We start from the raw sequence: 19,579 nt of genomic DNA, 5'->3' as shown, positions 1-19,579 counted from the left end.
TTGACGAAAGAGGACGTTGGTGAATACGGAACTCGTGTGGGTGCTGACCCTGCTGTTTATCGCCATTGTTTTATTTACCACCAACAAAGTCCGGATGGATGTTGTGGCGTTGCTGGTGATCACCGCCTTCGTACTGAGCGGCACGCTGACGGTTAATGAAGCCGTCGCCGGTTTCAGTGATCCCAATATTCTGCTGATTGCTGCTCTGTTTGTGATCGGGGAAGGGCTGGTGCGTACCGGGGTTGCCTATCAGATGGGTGACTGGCTGGTGCGGGTGGCCGGTTCAGGTGAAACCCGCCTGCTGGTATTCCTGATGGTCAGTGTTGCCGGGCTCGGCGCGTTTATGAGTTCGACCGGCGTGGTAGCCATTTTTATCCCTGTTGTGCTCAGTGTTTCCGCACGTATGAAAATCTCCCCTTCACGGCTGATGATGCCGCTCGGCTTCGCCGGGCTTATCAGCGGCATGATGACTCTGGTGGCAACACCGCCGAACATGGTGGTGAACAGTGTCCTGGAAATGGAAGGCATCAAAGGCTTTAATTTCTTCTCGATTACCCCTATCGGACTACTGATCCTGCTGGCCGGTGTCGGCTATATGCTGATTGCCCGCCACTGGCTGGGCAGCAAACAGCCGGAGAAAGCAGGGGATAATGTACAGCGTACCTTTCGTGATCTTATCCGTGACTACAAACTGAGCGGTCGTGCACGGCGTCTTGCTGTGCGTAACGGCTCACCGCTGATCGGTAAAACACTGGATGAACTGCATCTGCGTACCCGTTATGGTGCCAATGTGGTGGGGATTGAGCGCTGGCGGCGTTTCCGGCGGGTGATGGTCGGCGCAACCGGTGGTATGGAACTGCGTGATCGCGATGTGCTGCTGATTGATATGTCAGCCAGTGATATGGATTTACGCGAATTTTGTGCCGAGCAGATGCTGGAGCCGATGATCCTGCGCGGCGAATATTTTTCCGAACACTCCCGTAACGTGGGTATGGCGGAAGTGTCCCTGAACCCGGAAAGTGAGCTTATCGGCAAAAGTCTGCGGGATATCGGCTTCCGTACCCGTTACGGGCTGAATGTGCTGGGTCTGCGCCGGGGCGGGGCCGCGCTTGACGGCAATATTGTGGATGAACCGCTGCAGCTCGGGGATATCCTGCTGGTGGTCGGGGACTGGAAAATTATCCGTGTGCTGGCGACCAAACGGCGTCACTTTATAGTGCTCAACCTGGCGGCGGAAGCGGAAGCTGTCGTACCGGCCGCCTCCCAGGCGCCGCATGCGTTGTTTTGTCTGGCGCTGATGGTGGCGATGATGGTCACCAACGAAATCCCGAATTTTATCGCCGCACTGATTGCCTGTCTGCTGATGGGGAAATTCCGCTGCATCGATATGGAAAGTGCGTACCGCTCGATCCACTGGCCAAGCATCATTCTGATTGTCGGGATGATGCCGTTTGCGCTGGCGTTACAGAAAACCGGCGGGATCACGCTGATTGTCAGCGGGCTGATGGATGTGGCCGGTGATCTGGGGCCGCATGTGATGCTGACAGCGCTGTTTGTGCTGTGTGCGACTATCGGGCTGTTTATCTCGAATACCGCAACAGCGGTTCTGATGGCACCGATTGCTATCCAGGCGGCATATGAAATGCAGGTGTCGCCGCTGCCGTTTGCGATGGTGGTGGGGGTGGCGGCCTCGGCGGCCTTTATGACACCGGTGTCTTCGCCGGTTAATACGCTGGTGCTCGGGCCGGGAAATTACACCTTCGGGGATTTCGTCAAAATCGGCGTGCCGTTTACGCTGGTGGTCATGGCAATCAGTATCGCGGTGATCCCGTTACTCTTTCCGTTCTGACGGCGTGTCCTGATGAAAGCGCAACTGCCCGGTTTTACTGGCTGATTTCATCCAGTGACAGACTGAATCCCGGAATAAACACGTCGCGGAAATAGTCCATTTCCGGGCTGCGGCGTTCTCCGAGGGTTTTTTCCAGCCGTGCTTTCGCCAGATGAAACTCGGTATTACCCGCACCAATTTCTTCCAGGCACTTAAGATAGGCACACAGGGCATCGGCCTGTTTGACGATTGCCGCATCTTCCGGTGAGTGGGCATCTTCATCAATCAGCGGAGCAAAATCCGCCTGTAACTCTTCGGGGATCATGGCAATCAGTTTCTTTTGCGCCATGCGCTCAATTTTTTTGTACTCATGGGCTATCTGCGGATTGTAATACTTGATTGGTGTCGGCAGGTCGCCGGTGATCACTTCACTCGCATCATGGTACATCGCCAGCAGGGCGATTTTTTCAGGATTGAGTGTGCCGCCGAATTTGCGGTTTTTAATCACGGCCAGTGCATGTGCCACAAACGCCACCTGGAGGCTGTGTTCAGACACGTTTTCCTGAATCACATTGCGCATCAGCGGCCAGCGGGTGATTAGTTTCAGACGGGAAAGGTGGGCAAAAAAGTAACTCATAGACAACATTCCTGGCGGCAATCTGTTGATAACAAGAGCGGATATTCTGCGGTGTTCCGGGCCGGATGTAAATAAAAACGGCTTCCCGGGGGAAGCCGCTGACAGCAGAAACGATTACTGATGGTAGTGGGAGAGGAAACGCCCGAAGCGGTTAATTGCCATCTCCAGGTCATCCTCGCGCGGCAGTGTCACGATACGGAAGTGGTTCGGTTCCGGCCAGTTAAAGGCAGTACCCTGTACCAGCAGCACTTTTTCCTGTAACAGCAGGTCGAGGATCATCTTCTGGTCATCGTGAATGTTAAAGCGCTTGGCATCAAATTTCGGGAACATATAGAGTGCGCCCATCGGTTTGACACAGGAGCAGCCCGGTATCTGGTTAATCAGTTCCCAGGCTTTGTTGCGCTGTTCATACAGACGGCCGCCCGGATGAATAAACTCGTTGATGCTCTGGTAACCGCCGATTGCGGTCTGGATAGCATGCTGCATCGGCACGTTGGCACACAGACGCATGGAGGCGAGCATTTCCAGTCCTTCGATATACCCTTTGGCGTGTTTCTTCGGCCCGTTCAGTACCATCCAGCCCTGGCGGAAACCGGCGATACGGTAGGTTTTTGACAGGCCGTTGAAGGTGACGGTCAGCAGATCCGGCGCCATCGCGGCGATAGAGTGGTGGACGGCATCGTCATACAGAATTTTGTCGTAGATTTCGTCAGCAAAAATGATCAGGTCATTCTGACGGGCGAGTTCGACAATCTCCTGTAACAAATCTTTGCTGTAGACAGCCCCGGTCGGGTTGTTCGGGTTTATCACCACAATACCGCGGGTGCGCGGGGTGATTTTCTTTTTGATATCTTCAATATCCGGCATCCAGCCCTGTTCTTCGTCGCACATATAGTGGACGGCAGTACCGCCGGAGAGGGAGACCGCACCGGTCCATAACGGGTAATCCGGTGCCGGCACCAGCATTTCATCACCGTTATTCAGCAGCGCCTGCATGGACTGCACAATCAGTTCAGAAACCCCGTTACCGATATAGACATCTTCCACCGTCATATCGCGCATGCCGCGTTCCTGGTAGAACTGGACAATGGCTTTACGGGCGGAATAGAGGCCTTTTGAATCGCTGTAACCCTGGGAGCTTGGTAAATTACGGATAACATCAACCAGAATTTCGTCCGGGGCATCAAAACCAAACGGCGCCGGGTTACCGATATTCAGTTTGAGAACTTTCTGGCCTTCCTCTTCGAGACGTTTAGCCTCTTTGAGCACCGGCCCGCGAATGTCGTAACAGACATTATCGAGTTTGCTGGATTTCTTTATTATATTCATCTGTTCAGGACCTTAGCGCGTTAATCTTATATTTTATCAGGTAAAACCCGTTATAACCCACTCTACTCTTACCGTACGGGGTTTTGAAGACAGTAAACGTCTTTTGGTTAAAAACAACAGGATTTGTTTTGGAAAGGATCGGGAGTGCCGGTTAATTACTGATATGGCAGATTATCATGCCTGGAATTGTGATTAATACAGAGCTTAAAGCTGGTGGGAGGAGGGGTATTGAGTTTTGTAAAGTTATCTATCGGAAGATCATAATTGGTAAAGTAATACAGTGTTTTTACTAAATAGTCAGCAGTTGTTGAAATTGTATAATCTTTTCTTATATATTAAACCCTGATGCTGGTAATTATTAGTAGTATAACTAATAGGATTTTACGGCATAATGTGGTTTTCAGAGTATTTGACCTTAAAGTTGCAGAATAATCAGGTTTATATTGCAGCAAGGCTTATTGGCAGCATGCATTTTCGTCAGTTACAAATTGTCTTATTTCGTAATATTCGGAAAACAGTGTTGTAAGATACGAAAAATTTGTGTGTTTGTACAGGCGGCCTGCTGTTTTAGTATGCAGCATTACATAATGGAGTTACTCACAGTTACGTATTTTTGTTAGTGTTAGTTATGTTTTACTCTACCCTGATGTATAGGGTAATGTCTTCGTTGGCGAAGCAATTTTTCACGCCAATAAACACCAGGTAGTTATTAAAAATCAAAATTAGTGAAGAAAAAACAATGATAAATTCAAACCGTCCAGTATTAAACCTGGATCTCGATCTGCTGCGGACGTTCGTGGCAGTCGCGGATCTGAATACCTTCGCAGCGGCAGCTGCGGCAGTATGCCGCACCCAGTCTGCCGTCAGTCAGCAAATGCAGCGCCTCGAGCAGCTTGTCGGGCGCGAACTGTTTGCGCGTCATGGTCGTAACAAATTACTGACCGACCATGGGTTACAACTGTTAGGTTACGCCCGTCAGATCCTGCGGGCAAATGATGATGCCACCGCATCACTGGCTTACAACGACGCAGAAGGGGAGTTACGCATCGGTGCATCCGATGATTCCGTTGACTCACTGCTGCCTTTCTTACTCAACCGTATTGCATCGGTATACCCGCGTATGGCGGTTGATGTCCGCATCAAACGCAGCCAGTACATTGAAGGTATGCTGGATAACCACGAGATTGACCTGGCGCTGACCACCGCGCGTATTGCCCATCACCCGCGTACTGCTCTGCGTACCGCGCCGGTGCTGTGGCACTGTGCGCCGGATTTTCAGTTACAGCCGAATGAGCCGATTCCGCTGGTGGTGATGGACGAAACCAACCCGTTCCGTCATCTCGCGGCTGAAACCCTGGATGAGGCAGGGGTGCAGTGGCGGATTGCTTACGAGGCCGCATCACTTTCTGCTGTCCGCGCAGCCGTGAATGCCGAAGTCGGGATCACCGCCCGTCCGCTGGAAATGCAGAATGCCGACCTGCGCATTCTGAGTGTCAGCGAAGGGCTGCCGCGCCTGCCGGAAATTCAGTACTGGTTATACCGTAACAGTGACGAACAGAGCGAGTCAGTACTGACGGTGTATCAGGCCATTGAAAACAAGAAGACACCGTATACTGTCACGCCGGTTGATGATGACAAAACAGCGGAGTAATGCTGTCATAATCTGACGTGCAGCTGACATAATTTGTGACAGTCAGACACACCGCCGGGGGATCATTTCCCCCGGCTTTTTTGTATCCTCTCCCCCCTGTGCGGAAATATCATATAAATGTTAACAGCATCACGCCGTGTTCAGGTTTTTGATGCCGTTTTAAGCGCCGCATCGCAGTTTTATTTACTTGTTTGTTACAATGTTAACAAAACTCATGTTCTGTGATTGCCAAAATTAACAGCGCTCATTACATTGCAATAAAACTTTGTTAAAAACCTGACTGTATTTATCAGGTTTTTATAAATGGTTATGAATTAATCATTTGTTAAATAATTTTCAGCCAAACTGTGATTGAGATCAAAAATATTGCCCCTGTTTACCGATGGAAAGACAGGTTTTTCCTGAGATAATGGGTTAGTAAAAGCGATGTATCCGTTAATATAATAAAGTTAATTTTCAATTTAGTTACTTACTGACACGTTTTAGCGATAAAGTCGCACAACGGGTTAATCTTAAGTTGACGGTTTGTAACAAAATTGGGAAGAGCGGGGAACAATCCGGGTTACCGGCTTTCTCATCACGATAAGTGCTGTATCCGCCACTGAGTTGTTCCTCTCGTGTGTCGCTGTGGTGCTGTATGCAGGTACGGCAGGCAACACCACCTTTAATGAGTAAGCAATGAGTATGTCAACAGCCACTGAAGTTCTGGCCCATAACTGGGCATTTGCCATCTATCTTTTAGGTGCTCTCGGGTTATGTGCATTTATGTTGCTGGGCGCCCGTTATCTCGGGGGCCGTGCAAAAGCACGCGCCAAACATCTCCCTTACGAATCAGGTATTGACCCGGTCGGCAGCGCACGTCTGCGGATGTCTGCAAAGTTCTACCTGGTTGCCATGTTTTTCGTGATTTTCGATGTTGAAGCCTTATACCTTTTCGCCTGGTCTGTTTCGGTCAGAGAATCGGGCTGGATAGGGTTCACCGAAGCCGCGATCTTTATTCTGGTGTTATTGGCAGGTCTTTTCTATCTGGCACGTATCGGCGCGCTGGACTGGACACCTGCACGTTCGCGCCGCGAGGTGAAACACCCGAGCGTTGTGAACAAAATCAATAACAATCAACCGTAGTCAATAGTGAGGCACAAGATGGATTATACGCTCACCCGCATCGATCCAAACGGTGAGAATGACCGTTATCCCCTGCAAAAACAAGAGGTTGTCAGTGACCCGCTTGAGCAGCACGTTCACCGCAGCGTGTATATGGGGAAACTCGAACATGCATTACACGATATGGTTAACTGGGGCCGTAAAAACTCCCTGTGGCCGTATAACTTCGGTCTTTCCTGCTGTTATGTAGAGATGGTGACCTCCTTTACGGCGGTGCACGACGTTGCCCGTTTCGGTGCGGAAGTGCTGCGTGCCTCCCCGCGTCAGGCGGACTTTATGGTTGTGGCCGGAACCTGTTTTACCAAAATGGCCCCGGTAATTCAGCGCCTGTATGACCAGATGCTGGAACCGAAATGGGTTATCTCTATGGGCTCCTGTGCCAACTCCGGCGGTATGTATGACATTTACTCTGTCGTGCAGGGTGTGGATAAATTCATTCCGGTGGATGTGTATATCCCGGGCTGCCCGCCGCGTCCTGAAGCCTATATGCAGGCACTGATGCTGTTACAGGAATCTATCGGAAAAGAGCGCCGCCCGCTGTCGTGGGTGGTCGGTGATCAGGGCGTTTACCGCGCCAATATGCAGTCAGAAAAAGAACGAAAACGCGGTGAACGGATTGCGGTGACCAATCTGCGCTCCCCGGACGAAATTTAAGGCTTTCGGGCCACCGGGCGCAATATTTGCAATGTGTTGCGCCCATTGAACCCTGAACAACTGTTGTGGTGAAGAATGATGACAGAAAGTAATACGCAGACCGCACAGCGTCCCGCGTGGCAGACTCACGATTACCTGGATGATCCGGTAATTGAGGAGCTGCGCCGTAAGTTCGGTCCTGACGCATTTACGGTTCAGCCGACACGTACCGGGATGCCGGTCGTCTGGGTGAAGCGTGAGCAGCTTCTGGAAGTACTGTTTTATCTTAAATCGCTGCCGAAACCGTATGTGATGCTGTTTGATCTGCACGGGACGGATGAGCGCCAGCGCACCCACCGCGAAGGTCTGCCTGCGGCGGACTATTCCGTGTTTTATCACCTGATTTCCATTGAGCGTAACCGCGATATCATGCTCAAAGTGGCGCTGAGTGAAAACGATCTGCATGTGCCGACGGTGATTTCCGCATTCCCGAACGCAAACTGGTATGAGCGTGAAACCTGGGAAATGTTCGGTATCATTATCGACGGACACCCGAATCTGCGCCGTATTATGATGCCGCCGACCTGGGAAGGGCATCCGCTGCGTAAAGATTATCCGGCGCGGGCAACGGAATTTGATCCGTTTGTCCTGACCAAACAGAAAGAAGATCTGGAAATGGAGGCGCTGACCTTCAAACCGGAAGAGTGGGGCATGAAGCGCGGCAACGAGAACGAGGACTTTATGTTCCTGAACCTCGGCCCGAACCACCCGTCTTCTCACGGTGCTTTCCGTATCATCCTTCAGCTTGACGGTGAAGAGATTGTCGACTGTGTGCCGGATATCGGCTACCACCACCGTGGCGCGGAAAAAATGGGTGAGCGTCAGTCCTGGCACAGCTACATTCCGTATACTGACCGTATCGAATACCTCGGCGGCTGCGTCAATGAAATGCCGTATGTGCTGGCGGTGGAAAAACTGGCGGGGATTGAGGTTCCGGCACGTGTGGATGTGATCCGCGTGATGCTGTCTGAACTGTTCCGCATTAACAGTCACCTGCTGTATATCAGTACGTTTATTCAGGATACCGGGGCGATGACGCCGGTCTTCTTTGCCTTTACCGACCGCCAGAAAATTTATGATGTGGTGGAAGCCATTACCGGTTTCCGTATGCATCCGGCCTGGTTCCGTATCGGTGGTGTGGCGCACGATCTGCCGAAAGGCTGGGATCGCCTGCTGCGTGATTTCCTCGACTGGATGCCGAAACGTCTGGAATCCTATGTCACTGCCGCACTGAAAAACTCCATCCTCAAAGGCCGTTCCGTCGGCGTGGCCGCTTACAACGCGAAAGAAGCCCTCGACTGGGGTGTGACCGGTGCCGGTCTGCGCGCCACCGGGATTGATTTCGACGTGCGTAAATGGCGTCCGTATTCCGGTTATGAGAATTTCGATTTTGAAGTACCTGTTGCCGCCAACGGCGACTGCTATGACCGCGTGATGCTGAAAGTGGAAGAAGTGCGCCAGAGTCTGCGCATTCTGGAACAATGTCTGAAAAACATGCCTGAAGGGCCGTTCAAGGCGGATCACCCGCTGACTACGCCACCGCCGAAAGAGCGCACGTTACAGCACATTGAAACCATGATTAACCACTTCCTTCAGGTGTCATGGGGTCCGGTGATGCCGGCTCAGGAATCTTTCCAGATGATTGAGGCCACGAAAGGGATTAACAGTTACTACCTGACCAGTGACGGCAGCACCATGAGTTACCGTACCCGAATCCGTACACCAAGTTATGCCCATCTGCAGCAGATCCCGTCGGTGATCAGCGGCAGCCTGGTCTCTGACCTGATCGTGTACCTCGGAAGTATCGATTTCGTTATGTCGGATGTGGATCGCTGATTATGCAAGAACTGAACCCTGAAGCAAAAAAAGCACTGCAAGGCGCAGTGAATGCGGCGCAGCCAGCCGGAAAACAACCTGATTTTGTGCTGAGTGACGAAGAGCGCGCCGAAATCGAAGCGGAAAAACACCATTACGAAGATCCGCGGGCCGCCTCCATCGAAGCGCTGAAAATTGTGCAGAAGCACCGTGGCTGGGTGGAAGACGGCGCGATTTACGCCATCAGCGATGTGCTGGGTATCCCGGCGAGTGACGTGGAAGGTGTGGCGACATTCTACAGCCAGATCTACCGTCAGCCGGTCGGCCGCCATGTGATCCGTTACTGTGACAGCGTGGTGTGCCACATCACCGGTTACCAGGGGATCAAGGCGGCACTCGAACGCAAACTGAATATTCAGCCGGGACAGACAACCGCCGACGGCCGCTTTACGCTGCTGCCGACCTGCTGCCTCGGGAACTGTGACAAAGGGCCGACCATGATGGTTGATGAAGATACCCACAGTCACGTTACGCCTGAAGCCATTGAAACGTTACTGGAGCAGTATCCATGACAGTGAAAACGGTTTGCCGTACTGCGGAAACGCATCCTCTCACCTGGCGGTTGCGCGACGACCATCAGCCGGTGTGGCTGGATGAATACCGCAGCAAAAACGGTTATGCGGGGGCGGAACGCGCCCTGAAAGGCATGGCACCGGATGAGATCACCAGTCTTGTCAAAGACGCGGGTCTGAAGGGCCGCGGCGGTGCGGGGTTCTCCACAGGTCTGAAGTGGAGCCTGATGCCGAAAGACGAGAGCATGAATATCCGTTACCTGCTGTGTAACGCCGATGAAATGGAACCGGGTACCTACAAAGACCGGCTCCTGATGGAACAACTGCCGCATCTGCTGGTGGAAGGGATGCTGATCAGCGCCTTCGCCCTGAAAGCATACCGGGGCTATATCTTCCTGCGCGGCGAGTACATTGAGGCAGCGAAACACCTGCGTCATGCCATTGAAGAAGCGAAAGCCGCCGGTCTGCTGGGGAAAAATATCCTCGGCAGCGGGTTTGATTTCGAGCTGTTTGTGCACACCGGTGCCGGGCGTTATATCTGCGGGGAAGAAACCGCGCTGATTAACTCCCTGGAAGGCCGCCGCGCCAATCCGCGCTCCAAACCGCCGTTCCCGGCCAGTTCCGGGGTGTGGGGAAAACCGACCTGTGTCAACAACGTCGAAACCCTGTGTAACGTACCGGCGATTCTGGCACATGGCAAAGAGTGGTACATCGGTCTGAGTGAAGGCAAAAGTACCGATGCCGGGACCAAACTGATGGGTTTTTCCGGCCGCGTGAAAAATCCGGGTGTCTGGGAACTGCCGTTCGGCACCACCGCCCGTGAAATCCTCGAAGATTACGCCGGGGGCATGCGTGACGGGCTGACCTTAAAAGCCTGGCAACCGGGCGGTGCGGGAACCGATTTCCTGACACAGGATCATCTTGATTTACCGATGGATTTTGAGCATATCGGCAAAGCGGGCAGCCGTCTGGGAACGGCGCTGGCAATGGCGGTGGATAATGAAATCAACATGGTGTCACTGACCCGTAACCTCGAAGAGTTTTTTGCCCGCGAATCCTGCGGCTGGTGTACACCGTGCCGTGACGGATTGCCGTGGAGCGTGAAAATTCTGCGCGCAATAGAAAAAGGGGAAGGCCAGCCGGGAGACATTGAGACATTAGAGCAATTATGTCGTTTCCTGGGACCGGGTAAAACCTTCTGCGCACACGCGCCGGGCGCGGTAGAGCCGTTACAGAGTGCGATCAAATATTTCCGCGATGAATTTGAAGCGGGGATCGTACAGCCGGTTTACGGCAACGTGCAGACCATTGCCGGGATCCAGCCGAATCTGCTGAAGCAGCGCTGGTGATCCCTTACGGATTTTCGTTTAACGCCTGCATAGCAGGCCTTTTGGAAGCATGCTGACTATGGCTACAATACATGTAGACGGCAAAGAATATGAAGTCGACGGCGCGGATAACCTGCTGCATGCCTGTCTTTCGCTCGGACTTGATATTCCGTATTTTTGCTGGCATCCGGCGCTGGGAAGCGTCGGCGCTTGCCGCCAGTGTGCGGTAAAGCAATATCAGAATGCCGATGACACCCGTGGTCGTCTGGTAATGTCATGTATGACACCGGCACAGGACGGCACCTTTATCTCGATTGATGATGAAGAAGCCAGACAGTTCCGGGAAAGTGTGGTGGAATGGCTGATGACCAACCACCCGCACGATTGTCCCGTCTGTGAAGAGGGCGGTAACTGCCATCTTCAGGATATGACCGTCATGACCGGGCATTCAGTGCGCAAATACCGCTTCACAAAACGTACTCATCAGAATCAGGAGCTGGGGCCGTTTGTTGCACATGAAATGAACCGCTGTATCGCCTGTTACCGCTGTGTCCGTTACTACAAAGATTATGCGGACGGTACGGATTTCGGGGTTTACGGCGCACACGACAACGTGTACTTCGGGCGTCCGGAAAGCGGCACGCTGGAAAGTGAATTCTCCGGTAACCTGGTCGAAATCTGTCCGACCGGGGTCTTTACCGATAAAACCCACTCTGAACGTTATAACCGCAAATGGGATATGCAGTTTGCACCGAGTGTCTGCCAGCAGTGCAGCGTCGGCTGTAACATCAGCCCGGGCGAGCGTTACGGCGAACTGCGCCGTATCGAAAACCGTTATAACGGCACCATCAACCACTACTTCCTGTGCGACAAAGGCCGCTTCGGTTACGGTTATGTCAACCGTGATGACCGTCCGCGTCAGCCGCAGCAGCGTCGTGGTGATGACTGGATCACCATCAATGCAGAACAGGCAGAACGTGCGGCGGCAGATATGCTGTATCACGCGAAACGCACCATCGGTATCGGTTCGCCGCGTGCCGGCGTGGAAAGCAACTTTGCACTGCGTGAACTGGTCGGGGCGGAAAACTTCTTCAGCGGCCTGTCAGCCGGTGAACAGCACCGCCTGGGAATGATGCTGGAAATCTTACAGCAGGGCGGAATCTATACGCCGTCACTGCGTGAGATGGAAAACTATGATGCGGTGCTGGTACTGGGTGAAGATCTGACTCAAACCGCTGCCCGTGTGGCACTCTCTGTCCGTCAGGCCGTGAAGGGCAAAGCCCGCGAAATGGCTGCTGCACAGAAAGTGGCGGACTGGCAGATTGCCGCTATCCAGAATATCGGCCAGCGTGCGAAATACCCGCTGTTTGTCACGGCGGTGGATACCACTCGTCTGGCAGACGTGGCGGCACTGCACTACAACGCTCCGGTGGATGATCAGGCGCGTCTGGGCTTTGCCGTTGCCAATATCATTGATAACACCGCGCCGGCTGTGGCGGATTTACCTGCGGATGTGAAAGCACAGGCAGAAATGATTGCACAGGCGCTGAACGGTGCGAAAAAACCGCTGATCATCAGCGGCAGCAACCCGGGCAGTGATGCCCTGATTGAGGCGGCGGCAAACGTGGCCTGGGCACTGAAAGATAAAGGTATTGACGCCGGACTGACTTTTGTCGGCGCGGAAGCCAACAGCTTTGGTGTTGCCATGACAGAAGCACAGCCGCTGGATAAAGCACTGGCTCTGCTGGCAGACGGCAGTGCGGATACCGTGGTGGTGATGGAAAACGACCTTTACCGCCATGCGGATAAAGCCGCCGTTGACCGCGCACTGGATGCCGCCGCGAATGTGATTGTGCTGGATCATCAGCGCACTGACATCATGGATAAAGCCTCACTTATCCTCTCCGCCAGCAGTTTTGCGGAAAGTGACGGCACACTCATCAACCACGAAGGCCGCGCGCAGCGTTTCTTCCAGGTCTATGAGCCATCCTTCTACGATAAGTCGATCATTATGCATGAAAGCTGGCGCTGGCTGACGGCGCTGTACAATGACCTCAATGAAAACACCCGTGACTGGTCACAGCTGGATCATGTGATTGATGCCTGCATTGAGCAGATGCCGCACCTGGCCGGGATCAAAGATGCCGCACCGGATGCTGCATTCCGTATCCGCGGACAGAAACTGGCCCGTGAGCCGCACCGCTACAGCGGACGTACCGCGATGCTGGCGAATATCAGTGTTCATGAGCAGCGTCAGCCGCAGGATAAAGACACGGCGTTTGCTTTCTCGATGGAAGGGAACAACAGCCCGTCAGCACCGCGTCAGCAAATTCCGTTTGCCTGGGCGCCGGGCTGGAACTCACCGCAGGCATGGAACAAATTCCAGGCGGAAGTGGGCGGTCATCTGCGTTTCGGTGATCCGGGGGTGCGTCTGTTCAGCGAAAAAGACGGCGGTATGGATTACTTCAGCACCATTCCGGCGGCATTTGTGCCGCAGCAGAATGTCTGGACGGTTGCACCGTATTATCACCTGTTCGGCAGTGAGGAGTTATCACAGCGGGCACCGGTGATTCAGGAACGGATGACGGACAGCTACGTGATGTTAAATGCACAGGATGCTCTGCAACTGAATGTGGCGGAAGGTCAGATTCTGTCGGTACAGTTGTCTGACGGCACACTGACACTGCCGGTGCGCATCAGCACACAACTGACAGCCGGGCAAATCGGTCTGCCGCTGGGCATGCCGGGCATTTCGCCGGTACTGGCGGGTGCGGTGGTTAATCTGCAGGAGGTGGCACAATGAGCAGCTGGTTTACGCCTGAATTAATCGATGTGTTGATTAATGTTCTCAAAGCCGTTGTGATCCTGCTGGTGGTTGTGACCTGCGGTGCCTTTATGAGCTTCGGTGAACGCCGCCTGCTGGGGCTGTTCCAGAACCGCTACGGGCCGAACCGTGTGGGCTGGGGCGGGTCGCTCCAGCTGGTCGCGGACATGATCAAAATGTTCTTTAAAGAGGACTGGACACCGAAATTCGCTGACCGCTTTATCTTCACCCTGGCACCGATGGTGGCATTTACCTCGCTGCTGCTGGCCTTTGCGATAGTGCCGGTCAGCCCGGATTGGGTGGTGGCGGATCTCAATATCGGGATCCTGTTCTTCCTGATGCTGGCGGGACTGGCGGTGTATGCCGTGCTGTTTGCGGGCTGGTCGAGTAACAACAAATACTCACTGCTCGGCGCAATGCGTGCATCGGCTCAGACGGTCAGTTATGAAGTGTTCCTGGGACTCTCGGTTCTTGGTGTGGTGGCGCAGGCAGGGTCGTTTAACCTGCTGGATATCGTCAACGCCCAGACCACAGTCTGGAACGTCATTCCGCAGATTTTCGGCTTTATCACTTTTGCGATTGCGGGTGTGGCAGTGTGTCACCGTCACCCGTTTGACCAGCCGGAAGCTGAGCAGGAACTGGCGGACGGTTATCACATTGAATATTCGGGGATGAAGTTCGGTCTGTTCTTCGTCGGGGAATATATCGGTATCGTGACAGTTTCCGCCCTGATTGTGACGCTGTTCTTCGGGGGCTGGCACGGACCATTCCTGCCGCCGTTTGTCTGGTTCGCGCTGAAAACCGCTTTCTTTATGATGATGTTTATCCTGATCCGTGCGTCGCTGCCGCGACCGCGTTATGACCAGGTGATGTCATTCGGCTGGAAAGTGTGTCTGCCGCTGACACTGATAAACCTGCTGGTAACAGCAGCCGTGATCCTGATAGCTCAATAAGGGGTGATTGAACCATGACATTGAAAGAGTTAGTGGTTGGTTTCGCCACCCAGGTACGCAGTATTTGGATGATAGGGCTTCATGCCTTCCATAAACGCGAAACTCAGATGTACCCGGAAGAGCCGGTTTACCTGCCGCCGCGCTACCGCGGCCGGATTGTGCTGACGCGCGACCCGGACGGGGAGGAGCGATGTGTTGCCTGTAACCTGTGCGCCGCGGTATGTCCGGTCGGCTGTATCTCTCTGCAGAAAGCAGAGCATGAGGACGGCCGCTGGTATCCGGAATTTTTCCGCATCAACTTCTCACGCTGCATTTTCTGCGGATTATGTGAAGAGGCCTGCCCGACCACCGCAATCCAGCTTACGCCGGATTTCGAACTGGGTGAGTTTAAGCGCCAGGATCTGGTGTATGAGAAAGAGGATTTATTAATCTCCGGTCCGGGTAAATATCCTGACTATAACTTCTATCACAAAACCGGGATGGCGGTTGCGGGCAAAGCCAAAGGCGAAGCCGACAATGAAGCCAGGCCGATTGATGTGAAAAGTCTGCTGCCATAAGGGGAGAACATACATGGAAATTACCTTTTATGTCGCCGGACTGATCGCCATTCTGGCCACGCTGTGTGTGATCACACAGACCAACCCGGTGCATGCGCTGCTGTATCTGATCACCTCACTGCTGGCACTCTCTGCGGTCTTCTTTGCCCTCGGCGCCTATTTCGCCGGGGCACTGGAGATTATCGTCTACGCAGGTGCCATCATGGTGCTGTTCGTGTTTGTGGTGATGATGCTCAACCTCGGGCGGGCAGTTGCCGACCAGGAGCGCAAATGGCTGTCCCCGTCTGTCTGGATGGGACCGGGCCTGCTCTCGGCGGTTCTGCTCGGCGTGATGATTTACGGCATCAGCTCTCTGAAAGATAACGGTATCGCCGGTGAGGTGGTTACCGCGAAACAGGTGGGTATCAGTCTGTTCGGCCCGTATGTTCTGGTGGTGGAACTGGCCTCCTTCCTGCTGCTGGCGGGTCTGGTGGTGGCATACCACATCGGGCGTGACGAAAAAGCGGGCGGCGATATTGTCAGTCAGCGCAACACGGAGGAAAAAGCATGATCCCTCTGCACCACGGATTAATTCTCGCGGCTGTGCTCTTCATCCTCGGTTTCACCTGTCTGGTGATCCGCCGCAATCTGCTGTTTATGCTGATTGGTCTGGAAGTGATGATTAACGCGGCGGCTCTGGCGTTTGTCGTCGGCGGCAGCTACTGGAACCAGCCGGACGGACAGGTGATGTATATCCTGGCCATCAGTCTGGCGGCGGCTGAAGCGAGTATCGGGCTGGCACTGTTGCTGCAATTGCATCGTCAGCGTCAGGATCTGGATATTGATAAAGTCAGTGAGATGCGCGGATGAACTTACTCTTTTTAACCATTTTGCTGCCGCTGATTGGCTTTCTGTTATTAGCCTTTTCACGCGGCCGCTGGTCAGAAAATGTGTCAGCCACCATCGGTACCGGTTCGGTGGGACTGGCGGCACTCACAGCGCTGTGGGCGGGGATGGATTTCTTCGCCAACGGCGGCGGGGTGTATCAGCAGACACTGTGGACATGGATGGATACCGCTTCCTTCTCCATCCCGGTCACCCTGGTACTGGACGGCCTGTCGCTGACCATGCTGGGCGTGGTTACCGGCGTCGGTTTCCTGATCCACATGTATGCCTCCTGGTATATGCGAGGTGAAGAGGGATACTCCCGCTTCTTCGCCTACACCAACCTGTTTATTGCCAGCATGGTGATTCTGGTGCTGGCCGATAACATGCTGCTGATGTACCTCGGCTGGGAAGGGGTGGGGCTGTGCAGTTATCTGCTGATCGGCTTCTATTACACCAATCCGGCCAACGGCGCGGCGGCGATGAAAGCCTTTATCGTCACCCGTATCGGTGATGTGTTCCTGGCGATCGGCATGTTTATCCTGTGGGATAAACTGGGCACCCTGAGCTTCCGTGAACTGGCGGTTCTGGCTCCTCAGCATATCGCGGCCGGTTCTGACCTGATTTTCTGGGCGACCCTGATGATCCTCGGCGGTGCGGTCGGTAAATCGGCGCAGTTACCGCTCCAGACCTGGCTTGCGGATGCCATGGCCGGTCCGACACCGGTTTCGGCACTGATCCACGCCGCGACCATGGTAACCGCGGGCGTGTATCTGATTGCCCGTACCCATGAGCTGTTCCTGTTATCGCCGGAAGTGCTGCATTTAGTCGGTGTGGTCGGTGCTGTCACTCTGGTGATGGCCGGTTTTGCTGCGCTGGTGCAGACGGATATCAAACGTGTTCTCGCATACTCCACCATGAGCCAGATTGGTTATATGTTCCTGGCGCTCGGTGTGCAGGCGTGGGATGCGGCGATTTTCCACCTGATGACCCATGCATTCTTCAAAGCCCTGTTATTCCTGGCCTCCGGCTCGGTGATCCTGGCCTGCCACCACGAGCAGAACATCTTTAAGATGGGCGGACTGCGGAAAAAAATTCCGTTTGTCTATCTTTGCTTCCTGGTCGGCGGTGCCGCACTGGCCGCACTGCCGCTCATCACCGCCGGTTTCTACAGTAAAGATGAAATCCTGTGGGGTGCGGTGGTTCAGGGGCAGAATCCGCTGTTTATCGCCGGTCTGGTCGGTGCCTTTATGACATCGCTCTATACCTTCCGGATGATTTTCATCGTGTTCCACGGCAAAGAACATACACAGGCGCATGCGGTGAAAGGCTTTACCCATACTTTCCCGTTACTGGTGCTGATGGTGCTGTCCACCGCAGCCGGTGCCTTTATCCCGCAGCCGCTGCACGGCGTGTTCCCGGCGGAAACCCTGACCGGTTCTGCCGACGGCAAACTGACCACCGAAATTATTTCCGGTGTGGTTGCTGTGGCAGGGATTGTGCTGGCCGCAATGCTCTGGCTGGGTCGTCGCACGCTGGTGACAGCGGTCGCGAATTCCGCGCCGGGACGCTTCTTCTCGGCCTGGTGGTTCCGCGCATGGGGCTTTGATGACCTGTATGATGCGATTTTTGTTAAGCCGTTCAAAGCGGTGGGCTGGTTGCTGCAGAGTGACCCGCTGAACAGCCTGATGAATCTGCCTGCGCTGTTTGCCCGCTGGAGTAACAAAGGACTGAGCCTGAGTGAAAACGGACAGGTCCGCTGGTATATCGCCTCTATGGGGCTGGGTGCAGTGCTGGTTCTCGCTCTGCTGTTTTTGGTTTAAATAAGGGACACATTGCGCCATGCTATTACCCTGGCTGATTTTACTTCCCTTCATCGGCGGCCTGCTGTGCTGGCAGGCTGAGCGCTTCGGCACTAAGCTGCCGCGCTGGATCGCGCTGCTGGCGATGGGGATCACGTTATTTCTTTCTCTGTATCTGTGGATGCAGGGGAACTACAGCTTAGTTAACCCGAAAGGTGTTCCGGACTGGCAGGAGCAGTATTTCCTGGAGTGGATCCCGCGTTTCGGCATCAATATTCATCTGGCTCTGGATGGTCTGTCACTGCTGATGGTGGTGCTGACCGCGCTGCTCGGCCTGCTGGCTATCCTCTGTTCCTGGGGTGAAAACCAGCCGTATCAGGGCTTCTTCCATCTGAACCTGCTGTGGATCCTCGGCGGTGTGATGGGCGTGTTCCTGGCGATGGATCTTTTCCTGTTCTTCTTCTTCTGGGAAATGATGCTGGTGCCGATGTACTTCCTGATCGCACTGTGGGGACACAGCGGTTCCGACGGCAAAACCCGTATCGGGGCAGCGACCAAGTTCTTCATCTATACCCAGGCGAGCGGTCTGGTGATGCTGATTGCCATTATGGCACTGGCGATTGTTCACTATAACGCCACCGGCCAGTGGAGCTTCGCGTATGAAGATCTGCTGAACACGCCGATGAGCTATGGTGTGCAGTATATGCTGATGCTGGGCTTCTTTATCGCGTTCGCGGTCAAGATGCCGGTGGTGCCGCTGCATGGCTGGCTGCCGGATGCACACAGTCAGGCGCCGACGGCCGGTTCTGTCGACCTGGCGGGTATTCTGCTGAAAACCGCTGCTTATGGCTTGCTGCGTTTCAGTCTGCCGCTGTTCCCTGAAGCCTCTGCGGACTTCACACCCATCGCGATGTGGCTGGGTGTCGCGGGTATCTTCTACGGCGCGTGGATGGCGTTTAAGCAGACCGATATCAAGCGTCTGATCGCCTACACCAGTGTGTCGCATATGGGCTTCGTGCTGATTGCGATTTACTCGGCGAGTATGCTGGCGTATCAGGGCGCGGTAGTGCAGATGATTGCACACGGTCTGTCTGCGGCGGGTCTGTTTATTCTGTGCGGTCAGTTATATGAGCGCCTCGGTACCCGTGATATGCGCCAGATGGGCGGTCTGTGGAAGCGGATTAAGTTCCTGCCTGCTCTGTCACTGTTCTTTGCGGTGGCAACGCTCGGGATGCCGGGCACCGGTAACTTCGTCGGTGAATTCATGATCCTGTTCGGCAGCTTCGGCAGCTACACGTTGATCACTGTGATTTCCTCGGCGGGTCTGGTGTTTGCCTCCGTTTACGCGCTGTGGATGATGCAGCAGGCGTATTACGGTGCACCGAAGTCGGAAGAGCCTATCGCGGGCATGAATCTGCGTGAATTTTCCATCGTGATGCTGCTGGTGGTCTTACTGGTGATTCTGGGTGTTTACCCGCAGCCGGTGCTGGATACCTCGTCAGCGGCGATGGCAAACATTCAGCAGTGGTACACTGCTTCAATTTCAAATACAGGGTTGTAAC

Annotated in this window: 16 protein-coding genes; 14 read left to right on the top strand and 2 right to left on the bottom strand. The window is 54.1% G+C overall.

Features of this window, described 5'->3' with window-relative positions; all coding sequences use genetic code 11:
* The first annotated feature begins 19 nt into the window (after positions 1-19).
* On the top strand, positions 20-1,849 hold the full coding sequence (locus AB7038_RS02360; protein WP_072868858.1) for an SLC13 family permease: 1,830 nt from the start codon (positions 20-22) through the stop codon (positions 1,847-1,849).
* A gap of 34 nt (positions 1,850-1,883) precedes the next feature.
* On the opposite strand, the gene yfbR is transcribed toward AB7038_RS02360, so the two are convergent.
* Entirely contained in the window at positions 1,884-2,465 is a 582-nt protein-coding gene (yfbR, locus tag AB7038_RS02355) for a 5'-deoxynucleotidase (RefSeq protein ID WP_368889143.1), read from the bottom strand.
* A gap of 114 nt (positions 2,466-2,579) precedes the next feature.
* Positions 2,580-3,794, bottom strand: a complete 1,215-nt coding sequence (locus AB7038_RS02350; protein ID WP_349418196.1) for a pyridoxal phosphate-dependent aminotransferase — start codon at positions 3,792-3,794, stop codon at positions 2,580-2,582.
* 739 nt (positions 3,795-4,533) lie between these two features.
* Here AB7038_RS02350 and hexA point away from each other — a divergent pair.
* From hexA to nuoM, 13 genes are all read left to right on the top strand, one after another.
* Positions 4,534-5,445, top strand: coding sequence for a transcriptional regulator HexA (hexA, locus tag AB7038_RS02345; protein WP_004235149.1), 912 nt, complete (start codon positions 4,534-4,536; stop codon positions 5,443-5,445).
* Between the two features lie 678 nt (positions 5,446-6,123).
* Positions 6,124-6,570: an NADH-quinone oxidoreductase subunit A gene (locus AB7038_RS02340; RefSeq protein ID WP_199914274.1), complete on the top strand. Its 447-nt coding sequence runs from the start codon at positions 6,124-6,126 to the stop codon at positions 6,568-6,570.
* 18 nt (positions 6,571-6,588) lie between these two features.
* Positions 6,589-7,263, top strand: coding sequence for a NuoB/complex I 20 kDa subunit family protein (locus AB7038_RS02335; protein WP_004235152.1), 675 nt, complete (start codon positions 6,589-6,591; stop codon positions 7,261-7,263).
* Positions 7,264-7,341: 78 nt separating this feature from the next.
* Positions 7,342-9,138, top strand: coding sequence for an NADH-quinone oxidoreductase subunit C/D (gene nuoC, locus AB7038_RS02330; protein WP_025154951.1), 1,797 nt, complete (start codon positions 7,342-7,344; stop codon positions 9,136-9,138).
* Positions 9,139-9,140: 2 nt separating this feature from the next.
* Positions 9,141-9,689, top strand: coding sequence for an NADH-quinone oxidoreductase subunit NuoE (nuoE, locus tag AB7038_RS02325; RefSeq protein ID WP_004235157.1), 549 nt, complete (start codon positions 9,141-9,143; stop codon positions 9,687-9,689).
* Entirely contained in the window at positions 9,686-11,038 is a 1,353-nt protein-coding gene (gene nuoF / locus AB7038_RS02320; RefSeq protein WP_004239866.1) for an NADH-quinone oxidoreductase subunit NuoF, read from the top strand. Before nuoE ends, nuoF begins: the two co-directional genes overlap by 4 nt.
* A gap of 49 nt (positions 11,039-11,087) precedes the next feature.
* A complete protein-coding gene (gene nuoG / locus AB7038_RS02315) occupies positions 11,088-13,820 on the top strand; it encodes an NADH-quinone oxidoreductase subunit NuoG (RefSeq protein ID WP_369452673.1) in 2,733 nt (910 codons plus the stop codon).
* A complete protein-coding gene (gene nuoH / locus AB7038_RS02310; protein ID WP_369452672.1) occupies positions 13,817-14,794 on the top strand; it encodes an NADH-quinone oxidoreductase subunit NuoH in 978 nt (325 codons plus the stop codon). The genes nuoG and nuoH overlap by 4 nt, the downstream gene beginning before the upstream one ends.
* Positions 14,795-14,808: 14 nt before the next feature.
* Positions 14,809-15,351, top strand: a complete 543-nt coding sequence (gene nuoI, locus AB7038_RS02305) for an NADH-quinone oxidoreductase subunit NuoI (protein ID WP_024473345.1) — start codon at positions 14,809-14,811, stop codon at positions 15,349-15,351.
* A 13-nt stretch (positions 15,352-15,364) separates the two neighbouring features.
* Positions 15,365-15,901, top strand: a complete 537-nt coding sequence (gene nuoJ, locus AB7038_RS02300; RefSeq protein ID WP_368889145.1) for an NADH-quinone oxidoreductase subunit J — start codon at positions 15,365-15,367, stop codon at positions 15,899-15,901.
* Positions 15,898-16,200 carry an NADH-quinone oxidoreductase subunit NuoK gene (nuoK, locus tag AB7038_RS02295; protein WP_004235168.1) on the top strand — a complete coding sequence of 101 codons (303 nt, stop codon included), beginning with the start codon at positions 15,898-15,900 and terminating at the stop codon, positions 16,198-16,200. Before nuoJ ends, nuoK begins: the two co-directional genes overlap by 4 nt.
* A complete protein-coding gene (gene nuoL / locus AB7038_RS02290; protein WP_004239868.1) occupies positions 16,197-18,038 on the top strand; it encodes an NADH-quinone oxidoreductase subunit L in 1,842 nt (613 codons plus the stop codon). The genes nuoK and nuoL overlap by 4 nt, the downstream gene beginning before the upstream one ends.
* 19 nt (positions 18,039-18,057) lie before the next feature.
* Positions 18,058-19,578 carry an NADH-quinone oxidoreductase subunit M gene (gene nuoM / locus AB7038_RS02285; RefSeq protein WP_123568598.1) on the top strand — a complete coding sequence of 507 codons (1,521 nt, stop codon included), beginning with the start codon at positions 18,058-18,060 and terminating at the stop codon, positions 19,576-19,578.
* Position 19,579 lies beyond the last annotated feature (1 nt).

The organism is Morganella morganii (assembly GCF_041099235.1).
In the GTDB taxonomy this organism is placed as follows: domain Bacteria; phylum Pseudomonadota; class Gammaproteobacteria; order Enterobacterales; family Enterobacteriaceae; genus Morganella; species Morganella morganii_E.
This window is presented reverse-complemented; position numbering and strand designations above follow the sequence as displayed.

Excerpts from the sequence above, each read along its gene's own strand:
- nuoL (WP_004239868.1), top strand. The coding sequence starts at position 16,197 with ATGAACTTACTCTTTTTAACCATTTTGCTGCCGCTGATTGGCTTTCTG.
- nuoF (WP_004239866.1), top strand. The coding sequence starts at position 9,686 with ATGACAGTGAAAACGGTTTGCCGTACTGCGGAAACGCATCCTCTCACC.
- nuoC (WP_025154951.1), top strand. The coding sequence starts at position 7,342 with ATGACAGAAAGTAATACGCAGACCGCACAGCGTCCCGCGTGGCAGACT.
- AB7038_RS02350 (WP_349418196.1), bottom strand. The coding sequence starts at position 3,794 with ATGAATATAATAAAGAAATCCAGCAAACTCGATAATGTCTGTTACGAC.
- nuoJ (WP_368889145.1), top strand. The coding sequence starts at position 15,365 with ATGGAAATTACCTTTTATGTCGCCGGACTGATCGCCATTCTGGCCACG.
- yfbR (WP_368889143.1), bottom strand. The coding sequence starts at position 2,465 with ATGAGTTACTTTTTTGCCCACCTTTCCCGTCTGAAACTAATCACCCGC.
- AB7038_RS02335 (WP_004235152.1), top strand. The coding sequence starts at position 6,589 with ATGGATTATACGCTCACCCGCATCGATCCAAACGGTGAGAATGACCGT.
- nuoK (WP_004235168.1), top strand. The coding sequence starts at position 15,898 with ATGATCCCTCTGCACCACGGATTAATTCTCGCGGCTGTGCTCTTCATC.
- nuoG (WP_369452673.1), top strand. The coding sequence starts at position 11,088 with ATGCTGACTATGGCTACAATACATGTAGACGGCAAAGAATATGAAGTC.
- nuoM (WP_123568598.1), top strand. The coding sequence starts at position 18,058 with ATGCTATTACCCTGGCTGATTTTACTTCCCTTCATCGGCGGCCTGCTG.
- nuoI (WP_024473345.1), top strand. The coding sequence starts at position 14,809 with ATGACATTGAAAGAGTTAGTGGTTGGTTTCGCCACCCAGGTACGCAGT.
- hexA (WP_004235149.1), top strand. The coding sequence starts at position 4,534 with ATGATAAATTCAAACCGTCCAGTATTAAACCTGGATCTCGATCTGCTG.
- nuoE (WP_004235157.1), top strand. The coding sequence starts at position 9,141 with ATGCAAGAACTGAACCCTGAAGCAAAAAAAGCACTGCAAGGCGCAGTG.
- nuoH (WP_369452672.1), top strand. The coding sequence starts at position 13,817 with ATGAGCAGCTGGTTTACGCCTGAATTAATCGATGTGTTGATTAATGTT.
- AB7038_RS02340 (WP_199914274.1), top strand. The coding sequence starts at position 6,124 with ATGAGTATGTCAACAGCCACTGAAGTTCTGGCCCATAACTGGGCATTT.